Annotated in this window: 30 protein-coding genes; 25 read left to right on the top strand and 5 right to left on the bottom strand. The window is 62.2% G+C overall.

Annotated elements, in window-relative coordinates:
* The first annotated feature begins 7 nt into the window (after positions 1-7).
* From ssb to NL532_RS19305, 3 genes are read left to right on the top strand one after another with little or no spacing between them, the layout of a single operon-like run.
* On the top strand, positions 8-538 hold the full coding sequence (gene ssb / locus NL532_RS19315; RefSeq protein ID WP_023715842.1) for a single-stranded DNA-binding protein: 531 nt from the start codon (positions 8-10) through the stop codon (positions 536-538).
* Positions 539-575: 37 nt separating this feature from the next.
* Positions 576-974 (top strand): DUF2306 domain-containing protein, encoded by a 399-nt coding sequence (locus NL532_RS19310; RefSeq protein ID WP_023684634.1) that lies wholly within the window; start codon positions 576-578, stop codon positions 972-974.
* A 23-nt stretch (positions 975-997) separates the two neighbouring features.
* Positions 998-1423, top strand: a complete 426-nt coding sequence (locus tag NL532_RS19305) for an OsmC family protein (protein WP_023829668.1) — start codon at positions 998-1000, stop codon at positions 1421-1423.
* A 9-nt stretch (positions 1424-1432) separates the two neighbouring features.
* Here the strand turns inward: NL532_RS19305 and NL532_RS19300 are convergent, their stop codons facing one another.
* The 3 genes from NL532_RS19300 to NL532_RS19290 all read right to left on the bottom strand — a co-directional run bounded on the left by NL532_RS19300 (position 1433) and on the right by NL532_RS19290 (position 3115).
* Positions 1433-2062, bottom strand: a complete 630-nt coding sequence (locus NL532_RS19300) for a MarC family protein (protein ID WP_023670949.1) — start codon at positions 2060-2062, stop codon at positions 1433-1435.
* A 106-nt stretch (positions 2063-2168) separates the two neighbouring features.
* Positions 2169-2546, bottom strand: a complete 378-nt coding sequence (locus NL532_RS19295) for a VOC family protein (protein WP_023829667.1) — start codon at positions 2544-2546, stop codon at positions 2169-2171.
* A gap of 32 nt (positions 2547-2578) precedes the next feature.
* Positions 2579-3115, bottom strand: a complete 537-nt coding sequence (locus NL532_RS19290) for a hypothetical protein (protein ID WP_023829666.1) — start codon at positions 3113-3115, stop codon at positions 2579-2581.
* 87 nt (positions 3116-3202) lie between these two features.
* On the opposite strand from NL532_RS19290, the gene NL532_RS19285 reads away from it, so the two are divergent.
* Positions 3203-4054 carry a helix-turn-helix transcriptional regulator gene (locus NL532_RS19285; protein WP_023829665.1) on the top strand — a complete coding sequence of 284 codons (852 nt, stop codon included), beginning with the start codon at positions 3203-3205 and terminating at the stop codon, positions 4052-4054.
* Positions 4055-4276: 222 nt separating this feature from the next.
* Entirely contained in the window at positions 4277-7066 is a 2790-nt protein-coding gene (gene gyrA / locus NL532_RS19280) for a DNA gyrase subunit A (RefSeq protein ID WP_023829664.1), read from the top strand.
* 57 nt (positions 7067-7123) lie between these two features.
* Here gyrA and NL532_RS19275 read toward each other — a convergent pair whose 3' ends face one another.
* Positions 7124-7270 (bottom strand): hypothetical protein, encoded by a 147-nt coding sequence (locus NL532_RS19275; protein WP_023700785.1) that lies wholly within the window; start codon positions 7268-7270, stop codon positions 7124-7126.
* A 194-nt stretch (positions 7271-7464) separates the two neighbouring features.
* On the opposite strand from NL532_RS19275, the gene coaD reads away from it, so the two are divergent.
* From coaD to tgt, 7 genes are all read left to right on the top strand, one after another.
* The gene (gene coaD, locus NL532_RS19270) at positions 7465-7965 is read left to right on the top strand and encodes a pantetheine-phosphate adenylyltransferase (RefSeq protein WP_023829663.1); all 501 of its coding nucleotides are present in this window, start codon (positions 7465-7467) and stop codon (positions 7963-7965) included.
* A 168-nt stretch (positions 7966-8133) separates the two neighbouring features.
* Complete coding sequence (locus NL532_RS19265; RefSeq protein WP_245270353.1) at positions 8134-8628, top strand: peptidylprolyl isomerase; 495 nt, start codon at positions 8134-8136, stop codon at positions 8626-8628.
* Positions 8629-8672: 44 nt separating this feature from the next.
* Positions 8673-9185 (top strand): peptidylprolyl isomerase, encoded by a 513-nt coding sequence (locus NL532_RS19260; protein ID WP_023696509.1) that lies wholly within the window; start codon positions 8673-8675, stop codon positions 9183-9185.
* A gap of 12 nt (positions 9186-9197) precedes the next feature.
* A complete protein-coding gene (locus tag NL532_RS19255) occupies positions 9198-9647 on the top strand; it encodes a DMT family transporter (protein WP_023693398.1) in 450 nt (149 codons plus the stop codon).
* The gene (queA, locus tag NL532_RS19250) at positions 9647-10735 is read left to right on the top strand and encodes a tRNA preQ1(34) S-adenosylmethionine ribosyltransferase-isomerase QueA (RefSeq protein WP_023829661.1); all 1089 of its coding nucleotides are present in this window, start codon (positions 9647-9649) and stop codon (positions 10733-10735) included. The genes NL532_RS19255 and queA overlap by 1 nt, the downstream gene beginning before the upstream one ends.
* On the top strand, positions 10725-10994 hold the full coding sequence (locus tag NL532_RS19245) for a hypothetical protein (RefSeq protein WP_023684641.1): 270 nt from the start codon (positions 10725-10727) through the stop codon (positions 10992-10994). Before queA ends, NL532_RS19245 begins: the two co-directional genes overlap by 11 nt.
* Positions 10987-12117, top strand: a complete 1131-nt coding sequence (gene tgt / locus NL532_RS19240; RefSeq protein WP_023734325.1) for a tRNA guanosine(34) transglycosylase Tgt — start codon at positions 10987-10989, stop codon at positions 12115-12117. Before NL532_RS19245 ends, tgt begins: the two co-directional genes overlap by 8 nt.
* Before the next feature lie 6 nt (positions 12118-12123).
* Here the strand turns inward: tgt and NL532_RS19235 are convergent, their stop codons facing one another.
* Positions 12124-12546, bottom strand: a complete 423-nt coding sequence (locus NL532_RS19235) for a DUF4864 domain-containing protein (RefSeq protein WP_023684643.1) — start codon at positions 12544-12546, stop codon at positions 12124-12126.
* 193 nt (positions 12547-12739) lie between these two features.
* Between NL532_RS19235 and NL532_RS19230 the strand changes: the two genes are divergently transcribed.
* The 13 genes from NL532_RS19230 to NL532_RS19170 all read left to right on the top strand — a co-directional run bounded on the left by NL532_RS19230 (position 12740) and on the right by NL532_RS19170 (position 25665).
* Complete coding sequence (locus NL532_RS19230; RefSeq protein ID WP_023693402.1) at positions 12740-13351, top strand: DsbA family protein; 612 nt, start codon at positions 12740-12742, stop codon at positions 13349-13351.
* Positions 13352-13419: 68 nt separating this feature from the next.
* Positions 13420-13656 carry an Lrp/AsnC family transcriptional regulator gene (locus NL532_RS19225; RefSeq protein ID WP_023670963.1) on the top strand — a complete coding sequence of 79 codons (237 nt, stop codon included), beginning with the start codon at positions 13420-13422 and terminating at the stop codon, positions 13654-13656.
* A 307-nt stretch (positions 13657-13963) separates the two neighbouring features.
* On the top strand, positions 13964-15376 hold the full coding sequence (locus NL532_RS19220; RefSeq protein ID WP_023670964.1) for a circularly permuted type 2 ATP-grasp protein: 1413 nt from the start codon (positions 13964-13966) through the stop codon (positions 15374-15376).
* 131 nt (positions 15377-15507) lie between these two features.
* Positions 15508-16449, top strand: a complete 942-nt coding sequence (locus NL532_RS19215) for an alpha-E domain-containing protein (protein WP_023829660.1) — start codon at positions 15508-15510, stop codon at positions 16447-16449.
* Positions 16450-16534: 85 nt separating this feature from the next.
* A complete protein-coding gene (locus NL532_RS19210; protein ID WP_023670966.1) occupies positions 16535-17329 on the top strand; it encodes a transglutaminase family protein in 795 nt (264 codons plus the stop codon).
* 32 nt (positions 17330-17361) lie between these two features.
* A complete protein-coding gene (locus NL532_RS19205; protein ID WP_023684646.1) occupies positions 17362-18093 on the top strand; it encodes a proteasome-type protease in 732 nt (243 codons plus the stop codon).
* An 87-nt stretch (positions 18094-18180) separates the two neighbouring features.
* Positions 18181-19596: a pyridoxal phosphate-dependent decarboxylase family protein gene (locus NL532_RS19200; protein ID WP_023829659.1), complete on the top strand. Its 1416-nt coding sequence runs from the start codon at positions 18181-18183 to the stop codon at positions 19594-19596.
* Positions 19597-19610: 14 nt separating this feature from the next.
* Positions 19611-20057: a hypothetical protein gene (locus tag NL532_RS19195; protein WP_023693406.1), complete on the top strand. Its 447-nt coding sequence runs from the start codon at positions 19611-19613 to the stop codon at positions 20055-20057.
* A gap of 115 nt (positions 20058-20172) precedes the next feature.
* Complete coding sequence (locus NL532_RS19190; RefSeq protein ID WP_023829658.1) at positions 20173-20940, top strand: DeoR/GlpR family DNA-binding transcription regulator; 768 nt, start codon at positions 20173-20175, stop codon at positions 20938-20940.
* Positions 20941-21057: 117 nt separating this feature from the next.
* Complete coding sequence (gene glpD, locus NL532_RS19185; RefSeq protein ID WP_023829657.1) at positions 21058-22578, top strand: glycerol-3-phosphate dehydrogenase; 1521 nt, start codon at positions 21058-21060, stop codon at positions 22576-22578.
* Positions 22579-22616: 38 nt separating this feature from the next.
* On the top strand, positions 22617-23696 hold the full coding sequence (locus NL532_RS19180) for an ABC transporter ATP-binding protein (RefSeq protein ID WP_023684650.1): 1080 nt from the start codon (positions 22617-22619) through the stop codon (positions 23694-23696).
* A gap of 10 nt (positions 23697-23706) precedes the next feature.
* On the top strand, positions 23707-24798 hold the full coding sequence (locus tag NL532_RS19175; protein ID WP_023696519.1) for an ABC transporter ATP-binding protein: 1092 nt from the start codon (positions 23707-23709) through the stop codon (positions 24796-24798).
* On the top strand, positions 24799-25665 hold the full coding sequence (locus tag NL532_RS19170) for a carbohydrate ABC transporter permease (RefSeq protein WP_023712374.1): 867 nt from the start codon (positions 24799-24801) through the stop codon (positions 25663-25665).
* Position 25666: the final 1 nt, after the last annotated feature.

Here is a 25666-nt window from a genome sequence, read left to right as displayed (position 1 = left end):
AAGTGTCATGGCGGGTAGCGTCAACAAGGTCATTCTGGTCGGTAACCTCGGCGCGGACCCTGAAATCCGCCGCCTGAATTCCGGTGACCCGGTCGTCAACATCCGCATCGCCACGTCGGAAAGCTGGCGCGACAAGAATTCCGGCGAGCGCAAGGAAAAGACCGAATGGCACAACGTCGTCATTTTCAATGACCAGATCGCCAAGGTCGCCGAGCAGTACCTGAAGAAGGGCATGAAGGTTTACGTCGAAGGCCAGCTGCAGACACGCAAATGGCAGGACCAGACCGGCGCCGACAAGTACACGACCGAAGTCGTGCTGCAGAAATTCCGCGGCGAGCTGCAGATGCTCGATTCTCGCGGCGAGGGCGGCGGTCAGGTCGGCAACTATGCCGGCGGCGGCGCGAGCCGTGGCTCGGATTTCGGCCAGTCTGGCCCCAATGAGAGCTTCAACCGCGGCGGCAACAGCGGTGGCGGCGGTTCCAAGGGCGGCGGTGGCGGCGGCTCGTCGCGCGAACTGGACGACGAAATCCCGTTCTGAGCTGACGATAGTCAGCGATATCTGAGGAGAGGGCGCGATGTCGCTCGGACCGCTTCTATCGGCGCGCCCTCCCATTCCATGGCACGCCTTCGCGGCCCTTGCCGCGCTTGCCATTGGCGCTACGCAACTGGCGCTGCCGAAAGGCACGACGCGTCATCGTGTCGTCGGCTATACCTGGGCGGCGCTGATGCTGGTCGTCGCCATCTCCAGTTTCTGGATCCAGCAGATACGCCTCGTCGGTCCGTTCAGCCCGATCCATCTCTTGTCGATGTTAGTGTTGATCGCCGTGCCGCTGGCGGTCTGGCACGCGCATATGCATCGGGTCGCCACACATCGCAGGGTCATGATATCGCTGTATGTTTTCGCCCTGATCGGCGCCGGCGTGTTCACGCTGCTGCCGGGGCGGATCATGCACACGGTCGTCTTCGGCCAGTGACGCTTTCTGAAAGGAAGATTGCCGTGAAAGCCCGGATCAAATGGGTCGAGGAGCGCACCTTCGTCGGCGAGTCCGGGAGCGGCCACAAGGTTGTGCTGGGAACCGCCTCCGGGCCGGAAGGCAAGACGCCGGGTCCGAGCCCGATGGAGATGGTGCTGATCGGCACCGGCGGCTGCTCGGCCTATGATGTCGTCCACATCCTCGAAAAAGGCCGCGAGGCGATCGAGGACTGTGTTGTCGAACTCGACGCCGACCGGGCCGAAACCGACCCGAAAGTCTTCACCCGCATCCACATGCATTTCATCGTCACGGGCCACGCGCTGTCGCGCGACAAGGTCCAGCGCGCCATCAACCTGTCGATCGAGAAATACTGCTCGGCCTCGGCCATGCTGGCCAAGACGGCTGTCATCACCCACGATTTCAAGGTCGTCGATACGGCGGTGGAGTAGGGGCTGCCGTTACCCCGCCATCAGCGCCTTGATGCCATCCGCGACGAACTGAACCGCAAGCGCGGCCAGGATGACGCCGAGCAGGCGGGTGAGGATCGAGCGGCCGGTCTGGCCGAGGATGCGGTCGATGCGCTCCGACAGCACGAACACCAGATAGGTGATGGCAAGGCAGACGAAGATGATGCCGACCAGCGCCGCTTGTGCTGCAAAACCCTGAAACGAGCCCGACAGTAGCACGGTCGCCGAAATCGCACCGGGGCCGGCGATCAGCGGGATCGCCAGCGGGAAGGCCGCGATATTGTGGATCATGTCCTTGGTGATGGCGACGTCGCCGATCTTCTCCTTGCGGTCCTGGCGGCGCTCGAACACCATTTCGAACGCGATGAAGAACAGCAAAAACCCGCCGGCGACGCGGAAAGCCGGCAGCGTGATGCCGAACACCGACAGGATGGAGGCCCCGGCCACCGCAAACAGCGCCATCACCAGGAAGCCGATGATCGAGGCGCGCACCGAAACCTGCTGACGTTCCTCGCGGTTCATGCCGCGTGTCACCGCGAGGAAGAGCGGCGCGAGACCTGGCGGGTCGATGGTCACCAGAATGGTGACGAAGGCGTTGAACAGGCTGTCGAAACTCGGCATCGCTGACCCCTCCCGCCGGGCCGGACCCCTGCGCCACCATAGTGGTAGAGCAAAGCCCGACCGGTGGGAACCGTCTGACATGGCGATACCGGAGACGGCGTCAGTGTTAGGCGGCAGCGTTGCAATAGGCCTCCCGGCGATAGCCGTCGGGATCGACGACGAAGGCAGCGTAATAGTTCTCGCCATAGTCGGCGCGCAGCCCCGGCGCGCCATTGTCGCTGCCGCCTGCACGCAAGGCGTCGGCGTGAAAGGCGTCGACGCTCTGCCTCGTCGGCGCGGTAAAGCAGAAATGCAGACCGGACTTCTCGTCCGATGACACTGGCCGCTCCGCGTCGTTCACCCACAGCGCCACGGTTTGCGCACCATAACCCAGTGAGCCTGGCGACTGGCTGAGGCAGGAATAACCGAGCGGTTTTAGCGCGGCATCGTAGAAGGGCTTCGAAACGTTGGTCTCGCGGACGCCGATCGAGACATGGTCAAGCATGTTTTTTCACCTTTTTGCAATATGTTGCGTCATCAGTCCTGGGCGACGCGGCGCGCCAGGAACTCGACTTCGAGATGCCATGCCTTGCCATCGTCGTGCGAACGCTCGCCGAGCCAGCGGAAGCCGTCCTTGGTGATGCGCGAAAAGCTCCAGCGGACCGAGGAACCAGTGCCGTCGGCGCCGACCTGCACAATCGTGTCGCCTTCGGCGCGACCAAGCTGGCGGCTGTAGTATTGGTTGCGCGGGTCGCTCCAGAAGATGTGCCAGGCATCCGAGCCGGGATCATAGGCCCGCAGCGTTGTGCCATAGAAAGTCCATTTGCCGAGCGAGGGCGAGGGGCCGGCATCCCGTGCGGGCAGGATCCATACATCCTGGATCGCCCTGCCTTCCAGGACCCAGCCGAAATGCACCTCGCCGCGTCCGGTGAGAACCGTGCCGTCCTCGAGATGGCGCGTGGCATCGAATGTCCAGGCGCCGACGAAGCGGCCGTAGAGATCCAGCTTTTCAGCCAGGCCGGGATTGGGGCCGTCGCTGTGGAGCGCTTCGGCAAAGGAGGATGCACCGATCATACTTGCTGCCTTCGTTGTGTCAGGAGGCTGCAAGCGATAGGCCCCGGCAGGGTGTCGCGCTTGGGAAAAATTGCTATCTTTCAAGCCATGACGACGAGCCAACAAAACCTGGCATCGGGGCAGGGTTGGTATGTCTGTGACGTGCTGTGCACGGCCGGCGCCGGCGACCGCCCATTCGAGGAGGCGCACGACACCTTCTGCGTTGCCGCTGTCACCAGCGGCACCTTCCGCTACCGCACCAGGCAAGGCGCCGCCATGCTGGCGCCGGGCGCGATCCTGCTCGGCAATGTCGGCGCCTGCTATGAATGCGGGCATGAGCATGGCGCCGGCGACCGTTGCCTGTCCTTCCACTTCGCACCGGCCTATCTCGACCGCATCGCCAGCGACGTGCCCGGCGCGAGCAAGCCCGCCTTCGGCGTGCCGCATCTGCCGCCTTTGCCGGCGCTCGCATCGCTGCTGGCCGAGGCGGAAGCGGCGCGCGAGATGGTCGACATCGACGCCTTTGAAGAGCTTGGCCTGCGAATTGCCGGCGCAGCACTTGCTGTTGCCGGCGCAGCACTGCCTGTGGCCAGCGATGCGGTGCCTGGCGTTCGACCGCCGAGCCGCCGCGACCAGAAACGGGTTGCCGAGGCGGTGCGGCAGATCGAGCTCAATGCCAACAGGCCGGTCTCGCTTTCCGAGCTTGCCTGCGCGACGGCGACCAGCCCGTATCATTTCCTGCGCACCTTCCGGCAGGTCGCCGGCATGACGCCCTATCAGTTTCTGCTGAGAACCCGGCTGCACCGCGCGGCGGTGCGGCTGCGCATGTCAGGCGATGCCATCTCGGCAATCGCCTTCGAGGCCGGTTTCAACGATTTGTCGACGTTCAACCGCCGTTTCCGGCGCGTCATGGGCGAAACGCCCGGCGACTATCGCGCCCGGCGGGTGGCTACCCGCTAATGCGTCCGCCTGCCTCCTGATACGTTCTGGCTTGGAAAACGGTCCATCGCAGGCTTTTGCCCTGGCGGCGGCGAAATGCGTTGTGGCCAAATCGTCGCAATCAGCTTTATCCATTTGAAATTGCCACTGAAATCCTCATTGGAAAAGCACCACGAATATTGGAGTTTCGGCCGTGCTTCCTATATAAGCGGTCAGTGATTCCTGATTAGATTGTGATCCGATTTGACCGACCAAAAACCCCCGCGCGGCGCCGACGGCGGCCCTACCGGCATCGAGCCCATCTCCATCATCGAGGAGATGCAGAGCTCCTACCTCTCTTATGCCATGAGCGTCATCGTCAGCCGTGCGCTGCCCGATGTACGCGACGGCCTGAAGCCGGTTCACCGCCGCATTCTTTATGCGGCGCATGAGAGCGGTTACCACTGGAACCGCAAATATGTGAAGTCGGCCCGCCCGGTCGCCGACGTGATGGGTAAATACCATCCGCATGGCGACGCCTCGATCTACGACGCCTTGGTGCGCATGGCGCAGGACTGGTCGCTGCGCGTTCCGCTGATCGACGGGCAGGGTAATTTCGGCTCCATCGACGGCGATCCGCCGGCGGCGATGCGCTACACCGAATCGCGGCTGACCAAGGTCGCGCATGAACTCTTGGAGGACATCGACAAGGAAACCGTCGATTTCCAGGAGACTTATGACGCATCCGACACCGAACCGAAGGTGCTGCCGGCCCGCTTCCCCAATCTTCTGGTCAACGGTTCCGGCGGCATCGCCGTCGGCATGGCCACCAACATCCCGCCGCACAATCTGGCCGAGATCTGCAACGGCGCCATCGCCATCATCGACAATCCGGCGATCGATTTGCCGGCGCTGATGGAGATCATTCCGGGTCCCGATTTCCCGACCGGCGGCATCGTGCTCGGCCGTTCCGGCATCTACAGCGCCTATGCGACTGGCCGTGGCTCCATCGTCATGCGCGGCAAGGTCAATGTCGAACAGCGCGGAAACGACCGTGAATCGATCATCATCACGGAAGTCCCGTACCAGGTGAACAAGGCCTCGATGATCGAGAAAATGGCCGAGCTGGTGCGCGACAAGCGCATCGAAGGCATTTCCGACATTCGCGACGAAAGCGACCGCCAGGGCTACCGCGTCGTCATCGAGCTGAAGCGCGATGCTGTCGCCGACGTCATTCTCAACCAGCTTTACCGCTTCACGCCGCTGCAGACCTCCTTCGGCGCCAATATGGTGGCGCTGAACGGCGGCAAGCCGGAAGTGATGAACCTGACCGACATGCTGAAGGCGTTTGTCAGCTTCCGCGAAGAGGTGATTAGCCGGCGCACGAAATTCCTGCTGCGCAAGGCGCGCGACCGCGCCCACGTGCTGGTCGGCCTCGCCATCGCCGTCGCCAACATCGACGAAGTGATCAAGCTGATCCGCACCGCGCCCGATCCGCAGACGGCGCGCGAGCAGTTGATGGAGCGGCGCTGGCCCTCCGGGGACGTGGAGTCATTGATTCTGCTTATCGACGATCCGCGCCATCGCATCAATGAGGATGGCACCTACAACCTCTCCGAGGAACAGGCGCGCGCAATCCTCGAACTGCGCCTGCAGCGCCTGACCGCGCTCGGCCGTGACGAAATCGCCGACGAGCTGAACACCATCGGCGACGAGATCAAGGATTACCTCGATATTCTGTCGTCCCGCGCCCGCATCCAACAGATCGTCAAGGACGAGCTTGCCGCCGTGCGCGACGAGTTCGGCACGCCGCGCCGCACCGAGCTCACCGACGGCGGCGCCGACATGGAAGACGAGGACCTGATCCAGCGCGAGGACATGGTCGTCACCGTCAGCCATTCCGGCTACATCAAGCGCGTGCCGCTATCGCTCTACCGGGCGCAACGCCGCGGCGGCAAGGGCCGCTCCGGTATGTCGACCAAGGAAGAGGATTTCGTCACCCGGCTGTTTGTGGCCAACACGCATACGCCGGTGCTGTTCTTCTCCTCGCGCGGCATCGTCTACAAGGAAAAGGTCTGGCGGCTGCCAATCGGCAATCCGCAGTCGCGCGGCAAGGCGCTGATCAACATGCTGCCGCTGGAGCAGGGCGAGCGCATCACCACCATCATGCCGCTGCCCGAGGACGAGACCAGCTGGGGCGAACTCGACGTCATGTTCGCCACCACGCGCGGCACCGTGCGCCGCAACAAGCTGTCCGAATTCGTCCAGGTCAACCGCAACGGCAAGATCGCCATGAAGCTGGAGGAGGAGGGCGACGAGATTCTCGGCGTCGAGACCTGCACAGACAATGACGATGTGCTTTTGACCGCCAGCTCCGGCCAGTGCATCCGCTTCCGCGTTGGCGATGTGCGCGTCTTCCAGAGCCGCAATTCGGTCGGCGTGCGCGGCATAAGCATGGCCGAGACCGACCGCATCATCTCCATGTCGGTGATCGAGCATGTCGATGCTTCACCGGCGGAACGCTCCGCCTACCTCAAGCGGGCAGCACTGGAGCGGCGGCTTGCCGCCGAGGTGACCGGCGAGGAAGAAGAGATTGCACTCACCAATGAGGAGATTGGCGAGGAGACCGAGCTTTCCGACAGCCGTTACGAAGAGCTCAAGGCGCATGAGCAGTATGTGCTGACGGTGACCGAATATGGCTACGGCAAGCGCTCGTCATCCTACGATTTCCGCCTGACCGGACGCGGCGGCAAGGGCATCCGCGCCACCGACGTGTCGAAGGTGGCCGAGATCGGCCAGCTGGTGGCGACTTTCCCGGTCGGCAATGACGACCAGATCATGCTGGTTTCGGACGGCGGCACGGTCATCCGGGTGCCGGTCAACGGTATCCGTTTCGCCAGCCGCGCCACCAAGGGCGTAACCATCTTCAACACCGCCGAAGGCGAAAAGGTGGTTTCGGTCGAACGGATCTCGGAGCCGCAGGCCGACGAGGATGTCGAAGAGAGTGTCATTGAGGCCGGCGCCGGAGATGCCGTACCGGACAGCGCCGAATAGGTTTTGACCAACAACGCCGGCCCGATGGGCCGGCGCAAACAAGAAACTAGCAATAAATCAAGGGTGACGGTGGGGCCAGCGAGCGCCGAAACCTTCGAACCGCTTTGTCCGGACACGGACGCGCTCTGCCTCGCTATGCAATCCGAATGCGGTGGCGATCAGCATGGCGACGGTCATTGCGGTGGCGAGCATGTAGATCAGCATGTGCGTGTTCTCCTGCGCCTATCCAACGATTAGATCGGGTTTTGGTTTCATCTTCCGAAGTGCAAACTAGCGAACGCGGCGTGAAGTCTTCGTGATCAAGGCATTCATCTGTCGTTCATGTCTGCGAAAAGGTTCACGCAGATGTTCCCAATCGCATTTGCCTTCCGCCCAATGCCCCGCTAGAAGCACCTCCCATGACCGATCGCATCGCCCTTTATGCCGGCTCCTTCGACCCGCTGACCAACGGCCATCTCGATGTCCTGAAGGCATCGCTGGCTGTCGCCGACACGGTTTATGCGGCGATCGGCACCCACCCCGGCAAGACGCCGCTGTTTTCCTTCGACGAACGGGTGAAGCTGATCGAGGCCGCGACGAACGCCGAATTCGGCCGCGACGGAGCCCGCATTAGGGTTGTCGCCTTTGACGGGCTGGTCATCGACGCGGCCCGCAACCATGGCGCCTCGATCATGATCCGAGGCCTGCGCGACGGCACCGATCTCGATTACGAGATGCAGATGGCCGGCATGAACGAGACCATGGCGCCGGAACTGCAGACGGTTTTTCTGCCCGCCAGTCCATCGGTACGCACCATTACCGCCACACTTGTGCGCCAGATAGCCTCGATGGGCGGAGACATCCGTCCCTTCGTACCGGCCGCCGTTGCCGGCGCGCTCACCGCCAAATTCGCGAAATAGTGCATGTCGCCCAAAAGTGGATGCCGGTTTTGGGGCAACGACATGCACCCTAACAAAGACCTTCGGAGATCCCTTATGCAGCTGAAAAAGCTCGCCTCATTCCTCGCCGTGCTTGCCGGTCTCGTGACCGCATCCGTTTCGGCCTTCGCCGCCGAACCGGAAAACACCATGGTCATCACCTTGAAGAACGGGGACGTCACCGTCGCGCTACGCCCCGACCTGGCACCCAAGCATGTCGCCCAGATCAAGAAGCTGGTGCGCGAAGGCGCTTATAACGATGTCGCATTCCACCGCGTCATCAACGGCTTTATGGCGCAGACCGGCGACGTCAAGTTCGGCAACATGAAGAAGGGGTTCAGCCCCGAGGCCGTCGGCACCGGCGGTTCAGACCTGCCCGACCTGCCGGCGGAATTCTCGCAGAGCGAACATTTTAAGCGCGGCACGCTCGGTATGGCCCGTTCGCAGGACCCGAACTCCGCCAATTCGCAGTTCTTCATCATGTTCGCGCCGGCGCCGAACCTCGATGGCCAGTACACCATCGTCGGCAATGTCGTCAGCGGCATGGAGCTGGTGGACAAGATCAAGAAGGGCAACGAGGCGGACAATGGCACGGTCAGTGAGCCCGACCGCATGATCAAGGTACGCATCGCCGCCGACAAGTAAACCGATCAAATCAATCTGTTTTTCTGAGATAAAGGATATCCGACATGGCTGAGATCAAGGACCGCGAGAACGCGCTCATCCTGGAAACGACCAAGGGCAAGGTCGTCATCGAACTGTTCCCCGATTTGGCTCCCGGCCACGTCGCCCGGATCAAGGAACTGGCCCGCGAAGGCGCCTATGACGGCGTGGTCTTCCACCGCGTCATCGAAGGCTTCATGGCGCAGACCGGCGACGTGAAGTTCGGCAATTCGTCGAAGCCGACCTTCGCGCCCTCGCGTGCGGGCATGGGCGGCTCGGAAAAGCCGGACCTGAAGGCTGAATTCTCCAACGCGAACCACGGCCGCGGCACCTGCTCGATGGCCCGTTCGCAGAACCCGAACTCCGCCAATTCGCAGTTCTTCATCTGCTTCGACGATGCCGCTTTCCTCAACCGCCAGTACACGGTCTGGGGCCAGGTCATCGAAGGCATGGACAATGTCGACAAGATCAAGCGCGGTGAGCCGGTGGTCGATCCCGACAAGATCGTGTCGCTGAAGGTCGCGGCCGACGTCAAGTAAGGACAAACGAAGATGATGGGCGTGGTCTGGTCGCTGCTCGGCATCCTGTCAGGCGCCTTCATCGCCGTCCAGGCGCCGATCAACTCGCAGCTGGCGCGCGGCCTGGGGCTCCCGGTCGCGGCTGCTGCGTTTTCGTTCCTGTCGGGCGCGATCGTGCTTGGTATCATCTCCATTGCCGTTGTGCGGCTGCAGGACATCTCGCTCGACTGGAAGGCGCCGGCGCCTTGGCTGTTCATCGCGGGCGGCATGCTCGGCGGTTTCTATGTTACCCTGTCAACCATTCTTACGCCGCGCATTGGTGCAGCCGCGTTGATGGCGTTCCTGGTTGCCGGCCAGTTGCTGGCCGGCATGCTGATCGATCGCGTCGGCTTTCTCGGCGTGGCGGTGCGCGAGATTTCGCTCGGCCGCATCGCCGGCGCGGTGCTGCTGTTGGCCGGAGCGCTGCTCGTCCGGCTCTACTGATGCGCGTCGACCTCTTCGACTTCGACCTGCCTGAGGAGCGCATCGCGCTTCGCCCGGCTGAGCCGCGCGACAGCGCCAGAATGCTGGTGGTCAGGCCGGGCGAGGGTCTTTCGGATCGCACGGTTGGCGACCTGCCGTCCCTGCTCAGGGCTGGCGATGTTCTGGTCTTCAACGACACCAAGGTCATACCTGCCCAGTTAAGAGGCATCAGGCGACGCGGCGAAGCGCAGGCGCAGGTCGACGCCACGCTGCATATGCGCATGGCGCCTGACCGCTGGCTGGCCTTCATGCGGCCGGGCAAGCGCGTCGCCGCCGGCGACCGCATCCATTTCGGCCATGACGGCAATTCCTGTTTTCTCGGCCAACTCGACGCCACGGTGATCGAGAAGGGCGACGCCGGCGAGGCGTTGCTCGGCTTCGACCTCTCCGGCCCGTTTCTCGACGAGGCGCTGCATGCCGTCGGCCACATCCCGCTGCCGCCCTATATCGCGTCGAAGCGCGACGACGACGCGCGCGACCTGACCGACTACCAGACCATCTATGCCAAAGAGGAAGGTGCTGTGGCAGCGCCCACCGCCGGCCTGCATTTCACGCCGGAACTGTTTGCAGCACTCGACGCTAAAGGTATCGAACGCCGCTTCGTCACCTTGCATGTCGGCGCCGGCACCTTCCTGCCGGTCAAGGCGGACGACACCGCTGACCACAAGATGCATGCCGAGACCGGCTCGGTCAGCGAAGCAACAGCCGACGCTCTGAATGGCGCCAAGGCGCGGGGCGGGCGCATCATCGCTGTCGGCACGACCTCGCTGCGCCTGCTGGAGAGCGCGGCACGGCCTGATGGCTCGCTGACCGCCTGGTCCGGCCCGACCGACATCTTCATCACGCCGGGCTATCGCTTCCGCACCGCCGATCTGCTGATGACCAATTTCCATCTGCCGCGTTCGACGCTGTTCATGCTGGTTTCGGCCTTCAGCGGCCTAGATACGATGCGTGCGGCCTATGCTCATGCCATCGGGAACGATTACAGGTTCTATTCCTACGGAGATGCAAGCCTGCTTTATCGAGCGGAGATGAGCGATGGACGATGACCTGCAGGCCTTTGATCGCGAAAGCCTGATCGCCGAAGTGAAGAAATTGCGTGCCGGCATTCGCCAGCACCGAGATTCTACCGGCCATGATTTATGCTGGCATCATCCCAACCTGTGGGACCTGCTGCCGGAAAAGACCGATCCATCGATTGCTGTGCCGCCATGGCCGAAATTCATGCGCGGCTGCATCCAATACCGGCAGTCGCTCGACAGGCAGGCGCCAGGCGCGCCTGTCCATGACAAGGAATTCAATGGCTGAGACATTCACCTTCAAGATTCTCGCCACCGACGGCAAGGCGCGGCGCGGTGTCATCGACATGCCGCGCGGCGAAATCCGCACGCCGGCCTTCATGCCGGTCGGCACCGGCGGCACGGTCAAGGCCATGTATATGGACCAGGTGCGCGGCGTCGGCGCCGACGTCATTCTGGGCAATACCTATCATCTTATGCTGCGGCCAGGCGCCGAGCGCGTGGCGCGGCTTGGCGGCCTGCATGAGTTCGCCCGCTGGCCACAGCCGATCCTGACCGACAGTGGCGGTTTTCAGGTCATGTCGCTGTCGAAGCTCAGAAAATTGACCGAGAAGGGCGTCACCTTTCGCTCGCACATTGACGGCGCTGCCTACGAGATGTCGCCGGAGCGCTCGATCGAGATCCAGGGCCTGCTCGATTCCGACATCCAGATGCAGCTCGACGAATGCACAGCGCTGCCGGCCGACCTCAAGGAGATCGAGCGCGCGATGGAGCTGTCGCTGCGCTGGGCCGAGCGCTGCAAGACAGCGTTCGGCGACCAGCCCGGCAAGGCCATGTTCGGCATCGTCCAGGGTGGCGACAACGCAGCACTCAGGGTGCGCTCGGCGCAGGCGCTGAGCGCGATGGAGCTGAAGGGCTATGCCGTCGGCGGCCTGGCCGTCGGCGAGCCGCAAGCGGTGATGCTGGATATGCTGGAGGTCACCTGTCCGGAATTGCCTGACAACAAGCCTCGATATCTCATGGGCGTCGGCACGCCGGACGACATCGTGAAATCGGTGGCGCGCGGCATCGACATGTTCGACTGCGTGATGCCGACCCGCGCCGGCCGCCATGGCCTGGCCTATACCAGGCGCGGCAAGGTCAATCTCAGGAATGCCCGCCATGCGGACGATCCGCGGCCGCTGGACGAGGAGAGTGACTGCCCGGCGGCACGCGACTATTCACGCGCCTATCTGCATCATCTCGTGCGCTCGCAGGAGGCGCTGGGCGCGATGCTTCTGACCTGGAACAACCTGTCTTACTATCAGAAGCTGATGCAGGACATTCGCGCCGCGATCGAGGCAAAGGCCTTCGAGGCGCACACATCAGACATTTCAGAGGGATGGGCGAGGGGCGATATTCCGGTGCTATAAGCACATCTAGGTGCTGAGCGAATTCGCTGCGCGCAAGCTGCAGCCGGTGATTTGAAAGCTGCCGTCGGGCTGCTGTTCCAGCGTGTAGACCGCCTCATAGTCCTTGCCGTCGGGCCCAACGATCAGCACTTGCTGGATTAGCGAAGTTGGCCCCATCTGCTCGACCTTGCCGAAGGAATAGCTCTGCGGCTGGCGCACCGGCGGATAGCCGTTGGTCACCATGTTCATGAAGGTGTCGACGGTCGGAAAGATGCGCTTCACATTTGGAGCGGCGAAACTGTACGCCTTGGCGCCATCATTGGCGATGAGCGCCTTCAACTGACCATCGATGACGGCCTGGCCGGCCTTGACTTCGGCGTCGCCGGCAAGGGCTGCCGACACGAACAACGCGAACAGCAATGAAACAACTGCGAATGCGGTGCGGCGCATGGCCTGTCTCCATTGTCCCCCAACAAAACCTGTCCCGGGACGCATCATACCATACGGTTTGCGGAGCCTCACGGTTTCAGCAACCGCAATATTCGCCACGCAAGTGCCACATGATCATGCTTAAGCCTCCTTTAACGCGGGGCGCGCATCGTAGGGACGGGTGGGGACCCGTTCGCGCAACCAGGGGACGACCATGTTCAAGCAGCCGATCGACCGGCGCCTTTTGCTGAAGGGCGCGGCAAGCCTCGCGGTTTTGGCTCCCTTGCCCGCCTGGGCAAGCACCGGGCCGACTGTCACGGAAGTCGCCTTCGATCCCGCCATTCCAGCGCTCGGCAACCCCGATGGCGACGTCACCATCGCCGAATTCGTCGACTATCAATGCCCGATCTGCAAGCTCGTCTTCGTCGAACTGAAGAAGTTGATGGAAGAGGACAACGGCGTCCGGCTGGTGATGAAGGACTGGCCGATCTTCGGCGACGTGTCGCGCGACGCGGCGCGGGTGACGCTGCTGAGCGGCGAACACTATGGCGCGGCGGTCGATGCGCTGATGACCAACCAGCGCGGCCTTTCGGAACGCCGCACCAACGACATCCTTTCTTCCGTCGGTGTCGATGTGGCGATGGTGCGTGCCGACCTCGCCATCCGTGAACCCGACATCGACGCTGCCCTTGTCCGCACCGAAGCCCAGGCGACGGCTTTCAAGCTGCGCGGCACGCCAGCCCTGGTCATCGGCGGCAACCTGTACCGGCGCGGCATGCCCGTGTCCGAACTGAGACAAGCCGTCGCCAAGGCCCGCTCCGCCTGATGCTTGAAAGCCGGGCGGCAGTCTGCCACAAGGGCCGCTTGAGTGCTGAAGCTTGATCGGGACCGGCAATGAAGACGTTTTTCATGCAGATAAAGTGCGATCTGGGCAAGTCCTATGAGGTCGCCAGCGCGCTCGCCGATGCCGAAATCGCCTCGGAGATCTACTCGACCGCCGGCAATTACGACTTGCTTGCCAAATTCTACGTCGACGACGAGGAAGATGTCGGCCACTTCGTCAACGAGAAAGTGCAGATTATTCCCGGAATCAAGGACACCTTCACGGTCGTCACTTTCCGCGCATTCTAAAGCAATTCCAGGAAAAGTGTGAAGCGGTTTTCCGTCCGGAATTGCGGCAAAGCAAAAAGCCATGGCAGGTCGCCGTTTCCATGAAACGGTGAACTGCTATGGCCGCATCAGGCACTTGCCCGGTGAACTGCTAGAGCCGCATCAGGCACTTGCCCGGCGACAAGGCAGAGCCTGATTAAGGTCCTGTTCCGACTGCCCGAATTTTGGGCAGTCGGAACATACTGATCGCCGATATCCTCCAAATCACCGATTGCGCTTGATTTTCTCCCGCGACGCCAGTGAAATGGCGTCACAGGGGAGTATGCGATTGGCAGCGTTCGACGAAATGCTTCCGGAAGTTTCCGGGCTTAGACAACCCTATACGGCTTACGACCGCTGGCTGAAGGAGCAGGACCCGGCCAGGCTTACCGAAAAGATGCAGGACGCCGAGCGCGTCTTCCGCAAGACCGGCATTACCTTCGCCGTCTATGGCGAGCAGGAAGCCTCCGAGCGGCTGATCCCCTTCGACATCGTGCCGCGCATCATCTCCGGCAATGAATGGCGAAGGCTGACGCAAGGCATCGAGCAGCGCGTGCAGGCGCTGAACGCTTTCCTCGACGACATTTACCACCGCCAGGAAATCCTGCGCGCCGGCCGCGTGCCGAGGGAGCTGATCGCCAGGAACGAGGCGTTCCTGCCGGAAATGATCGGAGTGCGGCCACCGGCCGGCGTCTACACCCACATTATCGGCGTCGACATCGTCCGCATCTCGGAGAACGAGTTCTACGTGCTGGAGGACAATGCGCGCACGCCGTCGGGGGTCTCCTACATGCTGGAGAACCGCGAGACGATGATGCAGCTCTTTCCCGAGCTGTTCCAGCAGATCAAGGTGCGGCCGGTGGAGAATTATCCGCAATTGCTGCGCCAGTCGCTGGCGGCAGTGCGGCCGCAAAGCACCAAGGGCGCACCGACCATTGCCGTGCTGACGCCGGGCAGCTTCAACTCCGCCTATTTCGAACATGCCTTCCTCGCCGACCAGATGGGCGTGCAACTGGTCGAAGGCCAGGATCTGCGCGTTGTAGACGGCCACGTCGCCATGCGCACGACCGAAGGCTACAAGCAGATCGACGTGCTTTACCGGCGCGTCGACGATTCCTTCCTCGATCCGCTGACCTTCCGGCCGGACTCGGCCCTTGGCGTGCCCGGCATTATGGACGTCTACCGCGCCGGCAACATCACCATCGCCAACGCGCCGGGAACCGGCATCGCCGACGACAAGGCGATTTATTCCTACATGCCCGACATCGTCGAGTTCTACACCGGCCGCAAGGCCATCCTCGGCAACATCCCGACCTGGCGCTGCTCGGAGCCCGACAGCCTGAAATACGTGCTCGAACACATCCATGAGCTGGTCATCAAGGAAGTGCACGGCTCCGGCGGCTACGGCATGCTGGTCGGCCCGGCTGCGACCAAGAAGGAATGCCAGGATTTCGCCAAGAAGCTGCAGGCGAAGCCCTCCAACTACATCGCCCAGCCGACGCTGGCGCTGTCGACTTGCCCGATCCTGACCGAAAAAGGCCTGTCGCCGCGCCATGTCGATCTCAGGCCCTATGTTCTGGTCTCCGACCGAATCCAGATCGTTCCCGGCGGCTTGACGCGGGTGGCGCTGAAGGAGGGGTCGTTGGTCGTGAATTCCTCGCAAGGCGGCGGCACGAAGGATACGTGGGTGTTGGACGATTAGGTAGGGAATAGGGCAGTAGGCAGTAGGCAGTAGGCAGTAGAGGGACAAGAAATGCCATATTCCACAGAGATTCAAATGCTTACTAATCCCTACTCACTATTCCCTACTCACTAGCCCGAAGGCCACTTCACATGCTTCTCGGCCGCACCGCCAACGGGCTCTACTGGATGAACCGCTATATCGAGCGGGCGGAAAACATGGCGCGTCTGGTCGATGCCGGCCTTCGCATGGCTCTGACCCGCACCCAGAGCGCGTCGGAAGAGTGGAATTCGGTGCTGCTCAGCGCCGGCTCCGACGTCACCTTCACGCAGAAATACAAGGACTATACCGCCGCCAACGTCGCCGACTTCCTGCTGCGCGACACCTCGAACCCGTCGAGCACGATGTCGGCGATCGAGACCGCTCGCAACAATGCCCGCATGGTGCGCACCGCGCTGACGCGCGAGACGTGGGAGAGCATCAACGAAGCCTGGATGGCCCTGAAGCGCATGCTGGCAAAGCCGATCGACGAGCGCGACCTGCCGAGTGTGCTCGACGCCATCAAGCGCGAGACGGCGCTGATCCGCGGCTCGTTCTACGGCACGATGCTGCGCAACGAGATCTTCGACTTCTCGCAGCTCGGCACCTATGTCGAGCGGGCCGACAACACGGCACGCATCCTCGACGTGAAATACTACGTGCTGCTGCCGTCGATCTCCTGGGTCGGCTCGAGCCTCGACAACTACCAGTGGGAATCGATCCTGCGCTCGGTGTCGGCGCACCGTTCCTATCGCTGGGTCTATGAGGCCGACTACAAACCGACCAACATTGCCGACTATCTGATCCTCAATGTGCGCATGCCGCGCTCGCTGACCTTCTGTTATCGTTTTCTCGCCGAGCATCTGAAGTTCCTCGGCGACGATTATGGCGACCGTCATGCCTGCCACACCACCGTCGACAGGACACAGGCGATGCTGCAGGCAGGGTCGATCAAGGACATATTCGACACCGGCCTGCACGAATTCCTGGCCAGGTTCATTCAAGACAACACCAAGCTTGGCGAAGAGATCGCACAAGATTACCGGTTCAATTGAGCATGATCGCGAACCGGAGGACCGCGCTAGCGACAAGTGAGACCCGGTTTTCGGATAAGATCATGCTTACAAACGGAAAATAGGCATGCGGCTCAAGATCACCCACCGTACCGAATACCGCTACGACGCGCCGGTGCACTATCTGTTGCAGCGGCTACGCCTGTTACCGGTCAGTGGCCCGACGCAGACCGTGCTGTCCTGGGCGCTGAAGATCGAGGGCGCGCGCGAGGAAGTCCGCTTTAACGACCATTTCGGCAACGATAACAGGCTGTTGAGCGTCGAGGGCGAGCGCGACTTCATCACCGTCGAGGCCTCCGGCGAGGTTGTCACCCGCGACACAGCGGGCGTCTCGGGTCCGCATCACGGCTTTGCGCCACTGTGGCTGTTCAGCCAGGAGACAGCTTTGACCATCCCCGGCGAGGGCATAAGCGAGCTTGCCGCGGCGGTCGGCAAAGGTACCGACATCGAAAGGCTGCATCGGCTGATGGCGCTGATCGTCGAGCGCGTCGCCTACACGCCGGGCACCACCAGCGTGACGACCCCGGCGGAAGAGGCATTGGCGCTGAAGACCGGCGTTTGCCAGGATCACAGCCACATCTTTGTCACCGCAGCCCGCGTCATGGGTTTTCCGGCCCGCTATGTCAGTGGCTATCTGATGATGGATGCGGCCATCGAGCAGGCGGCAAGCCATGCCTGGGCCGAAGCCCATGTTCAGGGTCTCGGCTGGGTCGCCTTCGACGCCGCCAACGGCATTTCCCCCGATGAACGCTATGTCAGGGTAGCCACCGGCCGTGATTATCGCGACGCCTCGCCGGTGTCGGGAATTCGACTGGGACAGGCGGAGGAACAGCTTGCAGTCACCGTCACGGTAGAGCAGTAGTCTCCGGCAAGATTGCTGCCTGAAGAGATTCCATGACTTATTGCGTCGGCCTCAAGATCGATCGTGGGCTCGTGTTCATGTCGGACACGCGCACCAATGCAGGGATGGATTCGATCTCCACTTTCAAGAAGATGCATGTCTGGGAAGAGCCAGGCGAGCGCGTCATCGTACTGATGTCGGCCGGCAATCTGGCTACGACGCAGGCCGTGGTCAGCCTGCTCGACGAGCGCACCAAGGCGGTGGCGGAACGCCACGCGACGCTGCTCGAGACCCCATCCATGTACCAGACGGTGCGGCTGGTCGGCGACACCGTCAAGGAAGTCATCGCCAGCTCGTCGCCTGCCGGCGAAAAGGCGGATTCCTATTTCAACGCCTCCTTCATCCTCGGCGGCCAGATCAAGGGCAGCCCGCCACGGCTGTTCATGATCTATCCCGAGGGCAATTTCATTGAATCGACCGACGACACGCCGTTCTTCCAGATCGGCGAGACCAAATACGGCAAGCCGATCATCATCCGTGCCTATGAAAGGACGATGAGCCTGGCTGAAACGGTCAAGCTCTTGCTGGTATCGTTCGATTCGACGCTGAAATCGAACCTGTCCGTCGGCCTGCCTCTCGACCTGCTGTTCCTGGAGGAGGACACGTTCACGGTGGGTTTGAAAAAGCGCATCGGCCAGGACGATCGATATTATCGTGCTATTTCCGAAGGCTGGTCGAACGCGTTGAAGACGGCCTTTGCCAGCCTGCCGGATTTTCCGGGGTAGCGCGGGACCTTCGTCGCGGTTGCCTGTCTCTATTTAACATGTTAATCAAAATTCAAACGGCTGGCTGATCGGCGTGTCGGAGGATCCATGGACAACGAGCAATTCCGCGACTGGTCGAGGCGCGCCGCCGACTGGGGCGCTGATTACCGCGCCGGCCTTCGCGATCGGCCCGTGCGACCTGCCATAGCGCCGGGCGAGATCTTCAGGAGCATCGAAGCTTCTCCGCCGGAGGCCGCGGAATCGATGGAGACGATCTTCGCCGATTTCGAAGCCAAGATCGTGCCCGGCATGACGCATTGGCAGCATCCGCGTTTCTTTGCTTATTTCCCGGCCAATGCAGCACCCGTCTCGGTGGTGGCCGAATATCTGGTCTCTGCGATGGCCGCGCAGTGCATGCTGTGGCAGACTTCGCCGGCGGCGACAGAGCTTGAGACGCGCATCGTCGACTGGATGCGCCAGGCGCTCGGCCTGCCCGAAGGCTTTTCCGGCGTGATCCAGGACTCCGCATCATCGGCGACGCTGGCCGCCGTGTTGACCATGCGCGAGCGCACGCTCGACTGGCAGGGCAACAAGAAGGGTCTTTCCGGGCAGGGCAGGCTGCGCGTCTATTCCTCCGACCAGGTGCACACCTCGATCGACCGCGCCATCTGGGTCGCCGGCATTGGCGAGGAAAACCTCGTCCGCATTCCCGTCGCTGGCACCTACCGCGCCATGGATACCGCGGCTTTGGAAGCGGCGATTGTTGCCGACCGCGCCGCCGGCCTATTGCCGGCCGGCATCATCGCGTGCGTCGGCGGCACCAGCACCGGCGGCACCGACGACATCGCTGAAGTGGCCGCGGTGGCCAAACGCCAGGGGCTCTATCTGCATATCGACGCCGCCTGGGCCGGATCGGCGATGATCTGTCCGGAATACCGGCATTTCTGGACCGGTGTCGAGCGCGCGGACTCGATCGTCTTCAACCCGCACAAATGGCTGGGCGCGCAATTCGACTGCTCGATCCAGTTCGTCCGCCAGCCGGAGGATCTCGTGCGCACGCTGGCGATCAAGCCGGATTATCTGAAAACTCGCGGCCATGACGGCATCATCAACTACTCCGAATGGTCGGTGCCTCTCGGCCGTCGCTTCCGGGCGCTGAAGCTGTGGTTCCTGCTGCGCGCCCATGGCCTCGAGGCGCTGCGCACCATGATCCGCAATCACGTCGCCTGGAGCGAAGGCATAGCCGGGCGCCTGGCCGAGGAGGAGGATTTCGAGCTCGCCAGCCAGCCGATGCTGTCGCTGTTCTCGTTCCGGCATCGCGCCGCATCCGGCGTTGACTCCGACGAGCACAATTTGCGTCTGGTCGACGCCATCAACAATGACGGCCGTATCTACCTGACGCAGACGCGTGTCGATGGGCGGGTCGCCATCCGCTTCCAGGCAGGCCAGTTCGAGACAACCGCGGCCGATGTCGATACCGCCTTCACTGTCATCTGCGAGTGTGCAAGATCCCCGAAGGACTGACAGGGATTGCCCGGGTGGTTGCCGCCGCCGGGGCAAGCCAGCAAGGACTTGCGAGCAAGCATATGGCCGGAAGGGCCGAAGGGGTTAGCCAGAATCTGACGGGCGTCTGGAGCGGGCGCTATTTCTATCCGCGCGAACTGCCGCCGGTTTCCTTCGTTGCAACGCTGATCGAGACGGCAACCAGCTTGACGGGGATGACCCACGAACCGGCGGCGACCAGCACGGCAAGATACGCAAGCCTGCAGGGGCAGCGAGAGGGCAACGCCGTCTCCTTTACCAAGACATACGACAAGGCCGAATTGAAGGCGCACCCGATTCACTACAGCGGCATCATCAACGGTGATGCAACCGAGATCAAAGGCACTTGGCGAATCCCGGGATACTGGTCCGGCAATTTCCTGATGATCCGCTCGCCAGGTAAAGTCGCGGCTGTCACCCGCAAGGTGGCGGAGCGGGTCTGAGCCGTATCTGCCCGGTTCGCCTTTGCAATCATCGATATTTCATTAGCCGGCGTCTCCCTTTTCATTGCTTTCGTTTTCAGCTACAAACAAGAAAAACGAAAACGGGAGGTTCTCAGTGTATTTGTCGCCGCGCCATGCCGAAATCATCCAGATGGCGAAGGACCATGGCCGTGTGCTGGTCGATGGCCTCGCCACGCACTTCAACGTGACGCCGCAGACCATCCGCAAGGACCTCAACGATCTCTGCGATCAGCGGCTGCTGACGCGCATTCATGGCGGGGCCTTGTTCCCGTCCGGCATCGAGAACATGGAGTATGAGGCGCGCCGCAAGATTGCCGCCGACGAGAAGGAGGCGATCGGCCGCGCGGCGGCCAGGCTGATACCCGACAACGCCTCCCTGTTCATCAACATCGGCACCACGACCGAGTCGGTCAGCAAGGCGCTGCTCGACCATACCGGGCTGATGGTCATCACCAATAATATCAATGTTGCCAACAGGATGCGCATCTATCCTTCGATCGAGGTGGTAATCGCCGGCGGCGTCGTGCGTGGCTCCGACGGCGGCGTTGTCGGCGAGGCCGCGGTCGATTTCATCAGGCAGTTCAAGGTCGACTATGCGGTGATCGGCGCCTCGGCCATCGACCATGACGGCGCGTTGCTCGATTTCGACTTTCGCGAAGTGAAAGTGGCGCAAGCCATTATCGCCAATGCCAGGCATGTCATCCTGGTCTCCGACCAGACCAAGTTCGAACGCACCGCGCCGGTTCGCATCGGCCATCTCTCGCAGGTAAACACCTTCATCACCGACCGTTGCGACATCCCGTCGGTGCGCCGGATCTGCGAAGAGGCCGAGGTGCAATTGATTGAAACGTCGCTCGGATAGCGGCGCTATCACAGCCCCGTGATATTTCGTTTGACATTCGTTCTTATTTCGAAATAATCCCGCTACGGTTTCGTAAAAACCTAAAAATGCTGCAATGCGAAATCGCGGGAGGGCTTTGTGGACGCAGTCCGTGACATCTTCGTCATCGGTGGCGGCATCAATGGCTGCGGCATCGCCCGCGACGCCGTTGGGCGGGGCTTTTCGGTGTTTCTGGCCGAGATGAACGACCTCGCCAGCGGAACCTCCTCCGGTTCGACCAAGCTGATCCATGGCGGCCTGCGCTATCTCGAATTCTACGAGTTCCGGCTGGTGCGCGAGGCGCTGATGGAGCGCGAGGTTCTTTGGAAGAACGCGCCGCACATCATCTGGCCGATGCGCTTCGTGCTGCCCTATGCCAAGGGCCTGCGCCCGGCCTGGCTGATCCGGCTCGGCCTGTTCCTCTACGATCATATTGGTGGCCGCAAATTGCTGCCGGCGACCCGAACACTGGACATGTCCAAGGATCCGGCGGGCAAGCCGCTGAAGCCGCTGTTTCACAAGGCCTTCGAGTACTCGGACGGCTGGGTCAACGATGCCCGGCTGGTGGTGTTGAACGCGCGTGACGCCGCCGACCGCGGCGCCACCATCCGCACCCGCACGAAAGTCGTCGGGGCGCGGCGCGAAGGCGATCTATGGGCGATCCGCGTGGAAGACGTGCGGACGGGAGATGCCGACGAGGTCAAGGCCCGGCTGCTGGTCAATGCCGCCGGTCCATGGGTCGATCACGTCCTGTCGACCACCGTGGGCCAGAACGACGTGCACAATGTGCGCCTGGTGCAGGGCAGTCATATCGTCATCAAAAAGAAGTTCGATGATCCGCGCGCCTACTTCTTCCAGAACAAGGACGGGCGCATCATTTTCGCCATCCCTTACGAGGAAGAATTTACGCTGATCGGCACCACCGATCGCGACTATCCCGGCGATCCGCATGACGTGAAGATCAGCGACACCGAGATCGACTATCTCTGCGCGGCGGCGAGCGAATATTTTGCTGAAGCCGTGACGCGTCCCGACATCGTCTGGACCTATTCGGCCGTGCGCCCGCTCTATGACGACGGTGCTTCGAAGGCGCAGGAAGCGACCCGCGACTATGTGCTGAAAGCCGATGGCGGCGGGGGCAAGGCGCCGATCGTCAACGCTTTCGGCGGCAAGATCACCACCTACCGCCGGTTGTCGGAATCGATGCTGGAAAAGGTCGAAGGTTTTCTCGGCAAGCGCGGCAAGCCGTGGACGGCGAACGCGCCCTTGCCGGGCGGCGATTTCCCGGCCACCGGTTTCGACGCCCAGGTGGCGAAGCTGAAGAGCGCCTATCCTTTCCTCGACCAGCGCCTGGCGCGTCGGTTGACCAGGCTTTACGGCACGCGCGCGCAAATGTTGCTCGGCCTCGCCAAGTCGAACGCCGATCTCGGCCGCAATTTCGGCGCCGATCTCTATGAGGCCGAGGTACGCTACCTCTGCGAAAACGAATGGGCGCTGACCGCCGAAGATGTATTGTGGCGTCGCACCAAGCGCGGTCTGCATCTCAGCCGCGAACAGGCCTCGGCGCTTGACGAATTCATGCGCGGCATAAGCCGGCGCCATGTCGCGGCAGCGGAATAGGGAAGGCGATTGATGCACAAAGCCTGGGAGGAGGCATCATGCTGGAACTGAGAAACGTGACGAAGATGGTCGGCGCGGTGGAGCATATCCGCGACGTGTCGCTGACGCTTCAGCACGGCTCGCTCAACGTTTTGCTCGGGCCGACACTGTCGGGCAAGACCAGCCTGATGCGGCTGATGGCCGGACTCGACGTGCCGACCACCGGTTCAGTCTGGTTCGACGGCCAGAATGTCACCGGCATGCCGGTGCAGCAGCGCAAGATCGCCATGGTCTATCAGCAGTTCATCAACTACCCCGCGATGACCGTCTACGAGAACATCGCCTCGCCGTTGCGCGTCGCCGGCACCGACCAGGCCAAGATCGACAAGGAAGTCCGCAACGCGGCAGGGCTTTTGAAGCTCACACCCTATCTCGACCGCACGCCGCTCAGCCTGTCCGGCGGCCAGCAGCAGCGTACGGCGCTGGCCCGCGCCATCGTCAAGAATGCCAGTCTGGTGCTGCTCGACGAGCCGCTCGCCAATCTGGATTACAAGCTGCGCGAGGAGTTGCGCGCCGAGCTGCCCAAGATATTTGCCGCCGCCGGCACCATTTTCGTCTACGCCACGACCGAGCCGCATGAAGCCTTGCTGCTCGGCGGCAATACGGCGACGCTGTCCGAGGGGCGGATCACCCAATTCGGGCCGACCATCGACGTCTTCCGCAAGCCGATCGACCTGGTGACGGCGAAAACCTTTGCCGATCCGCCGCTCAACACCATCGTGCTGGCCAAGAAAGGTCCGGATTTCCTTCTCGAGGGCGGCGTCAAGCTGCCGGTACCTGCCGAACTCGCCGGCATTGCCGACGCCAACTACACGATCGGCTTCCAGCCGCATCATCTGTCGCTCGAGCGGCCCAACGCCGCCGCGGTGCCGGTGCGCGCCAAGGTGACGATCACCGAGATCACCGGCTCGGAAAGCTTCATCCATCTCGATTTTGCCGATGCGCGCTGGGTCATGCTGACCCACGGCATCCGCGATTTCGAGCCCGACGCCGAGATCGAGGTGTTTATCGATCCGCGCCACATCATGGTCTTCGACAGCAACGGCAGCGCCGTCGCCGCGCCGAAGCTTGCGGCCTGAGGGGGAAGAGATGGCGCGCATCGACGTCAACCATGTCAGGCACTCCTACCTGCCCAACCCGCAGAAGGATGCCGATTTTGCGCTGCGGGAAGTGCACCACACTTTCGAGGATGGCGGCGCCTATGCGCTGCTTGGGCCCTCGGGTTGCGGCAAGACCACGCTGCTCAACATCATTTCGGGACTTCTGCAACCCTCGCACGGTGAGTTGCTGTTCAACGGCAAGGACGTCACCAATCTGTCGACGCAGGAGCGCAATATTGCGCAGGTGTTCCAATTCCCGGTCATCTACGACACCATGACGGTGTACGACAATCTGGCCTTCCCGCTGCGCAACCGCGGCGTGCCGGAGGCCGATGTCGACCGCAAGGTGCGCGAGACGTTGGAGATGATCGACCTGGCGTCGTGGGCGAAGAAGAAGGCGAGGGGCCTGACCGCCGACCAGAAGCAGAAGATCTCGCTCGGCCGCGGCCTGGTGCGCTCGGATGTCAATGCCATCCTGTTCGACGAACCGCTGACGGTCATCGATCCGCACATGAAATGGGTGCTGCGCTCGCAATTGAAGCAACTTCACCGCCGCTTCGGCTACACCATGGTCTATGTCACCCATGACCAGACTGAAGCGCTGACCTTCGCCGACCAGGTCGTCGTCATGTATGATGGCGGTATCGTCCAGATCGGCACGCCGGCCGAATTGTTCGAGCGCCCGCGCCACACTTTCGTCGGTTATTTCATCGGCTCGCCCGGCATGAACGTCATGCCGGTGGCGATCGACGGCAAGACCGCGACCATCGGCAGCCAGCGGATCGAGCTGCCCGGCGCGCCAAAGACCGCCGCTGGGAGCTCCGGCGCCATCGAACTCGGCATCCGCCCCGAATATGTCAGGCTCGGCCGTGACGGCATGGCGGTTAAAATCAGCAAGGTCGAGGATCTCGGCCGCCACAAGGTGGTGCGCGCCAGCCTCGAAGGCCGCGAGATCGCTGCCGTCATCGGCGAGGACGAGAGCGTGCCGGCCGACCCAAAGGTTCGCTTCGATCCGGCCGGCATCAACATCTATGCCGATTCCTGGCTGGTTGAGATGGGGCGTGTCGAGATGGGGGCATAGATGGAAAAGACCTGGAACAACAAGGCCTGGTTCCTGGTGCTGCCGGTGCTGGTGCTGGTGGCGTTCTCGGCCGTCATTCCGCTGATGACGGTCGTCAACTATTCGGTGCAGGACACCTTCGGCAACAACGTCTTCTTCTGGGCAGGCACCCAGTGGTTCGAGGAACTGCTGTCGTCCAGCCGCTTCTGGGAAGCGATGGTGCGCAACCTGATCTTCTCCTTCATCATCCTGGCCATCGAAGTGCCGCTCGGCATATTCATCGCGCTCAACATGCCGAAGAAGGGGTGGGGCGTGCCGGTCTGCCTGGTGCTTATGTCGTTGCCGCTGCTCATTCCGTGGAACGTCGTCGGCACCATCTGGCAGGTCTTCGGCCGCAACGACATCGGCCTGCTCGGCTACTACGTCAACGCGCTCGGCATCGACTACAATTACGTGCAGGATTCGTTCGACGCCTGGGTCACCATCATCATCATGGACGTCTGGCACTGGACCAGCCTTGTCGTGCTGCTCTGCTATGCCGGCCTGGTTTCGATCCCGGATGCCTTCTACCAGGCGGCCAAGATCGACGGCGCCTCGCGCTGGGCGGTGTTCCGTTATATCCAGCTGCCGAAGATGCAGCGTGTGCTTTTGATCGCCGTGCTGTTGCGCTTCATGGATAGCTTCATGATCTACACCGAGCCCTTCGTCGTCACCGGCGGCGGCCCCGGCAACTCGACCACCTTCCTGTCGATCGACCTCGTCAAGACCGCGCTCGGCCAGTTCGACCTCGGTCCGGCGGCCGCCATGTCGCTGGTCTACTTCCTGATCATCCTGTTGTTGTCGTGGGTGTTCTACACCGTGATGACCAACTACGACGCGGAGCGCTGAG

The sequence above is a fragment of the Mesorhizobium sp. C120A genome, from assembly GCF_030323105.1.
Classification (GTDB): Bacteria; Pseudomonadota; Alphaproteobacteria; order Rhizobiales; family Rhizobiaceae; genus Mesorhizobium.
Note: the sequence above shows the minus strand (reverse complement) of the source record. Positions and strands in the feature narration are given on the sequence as shown.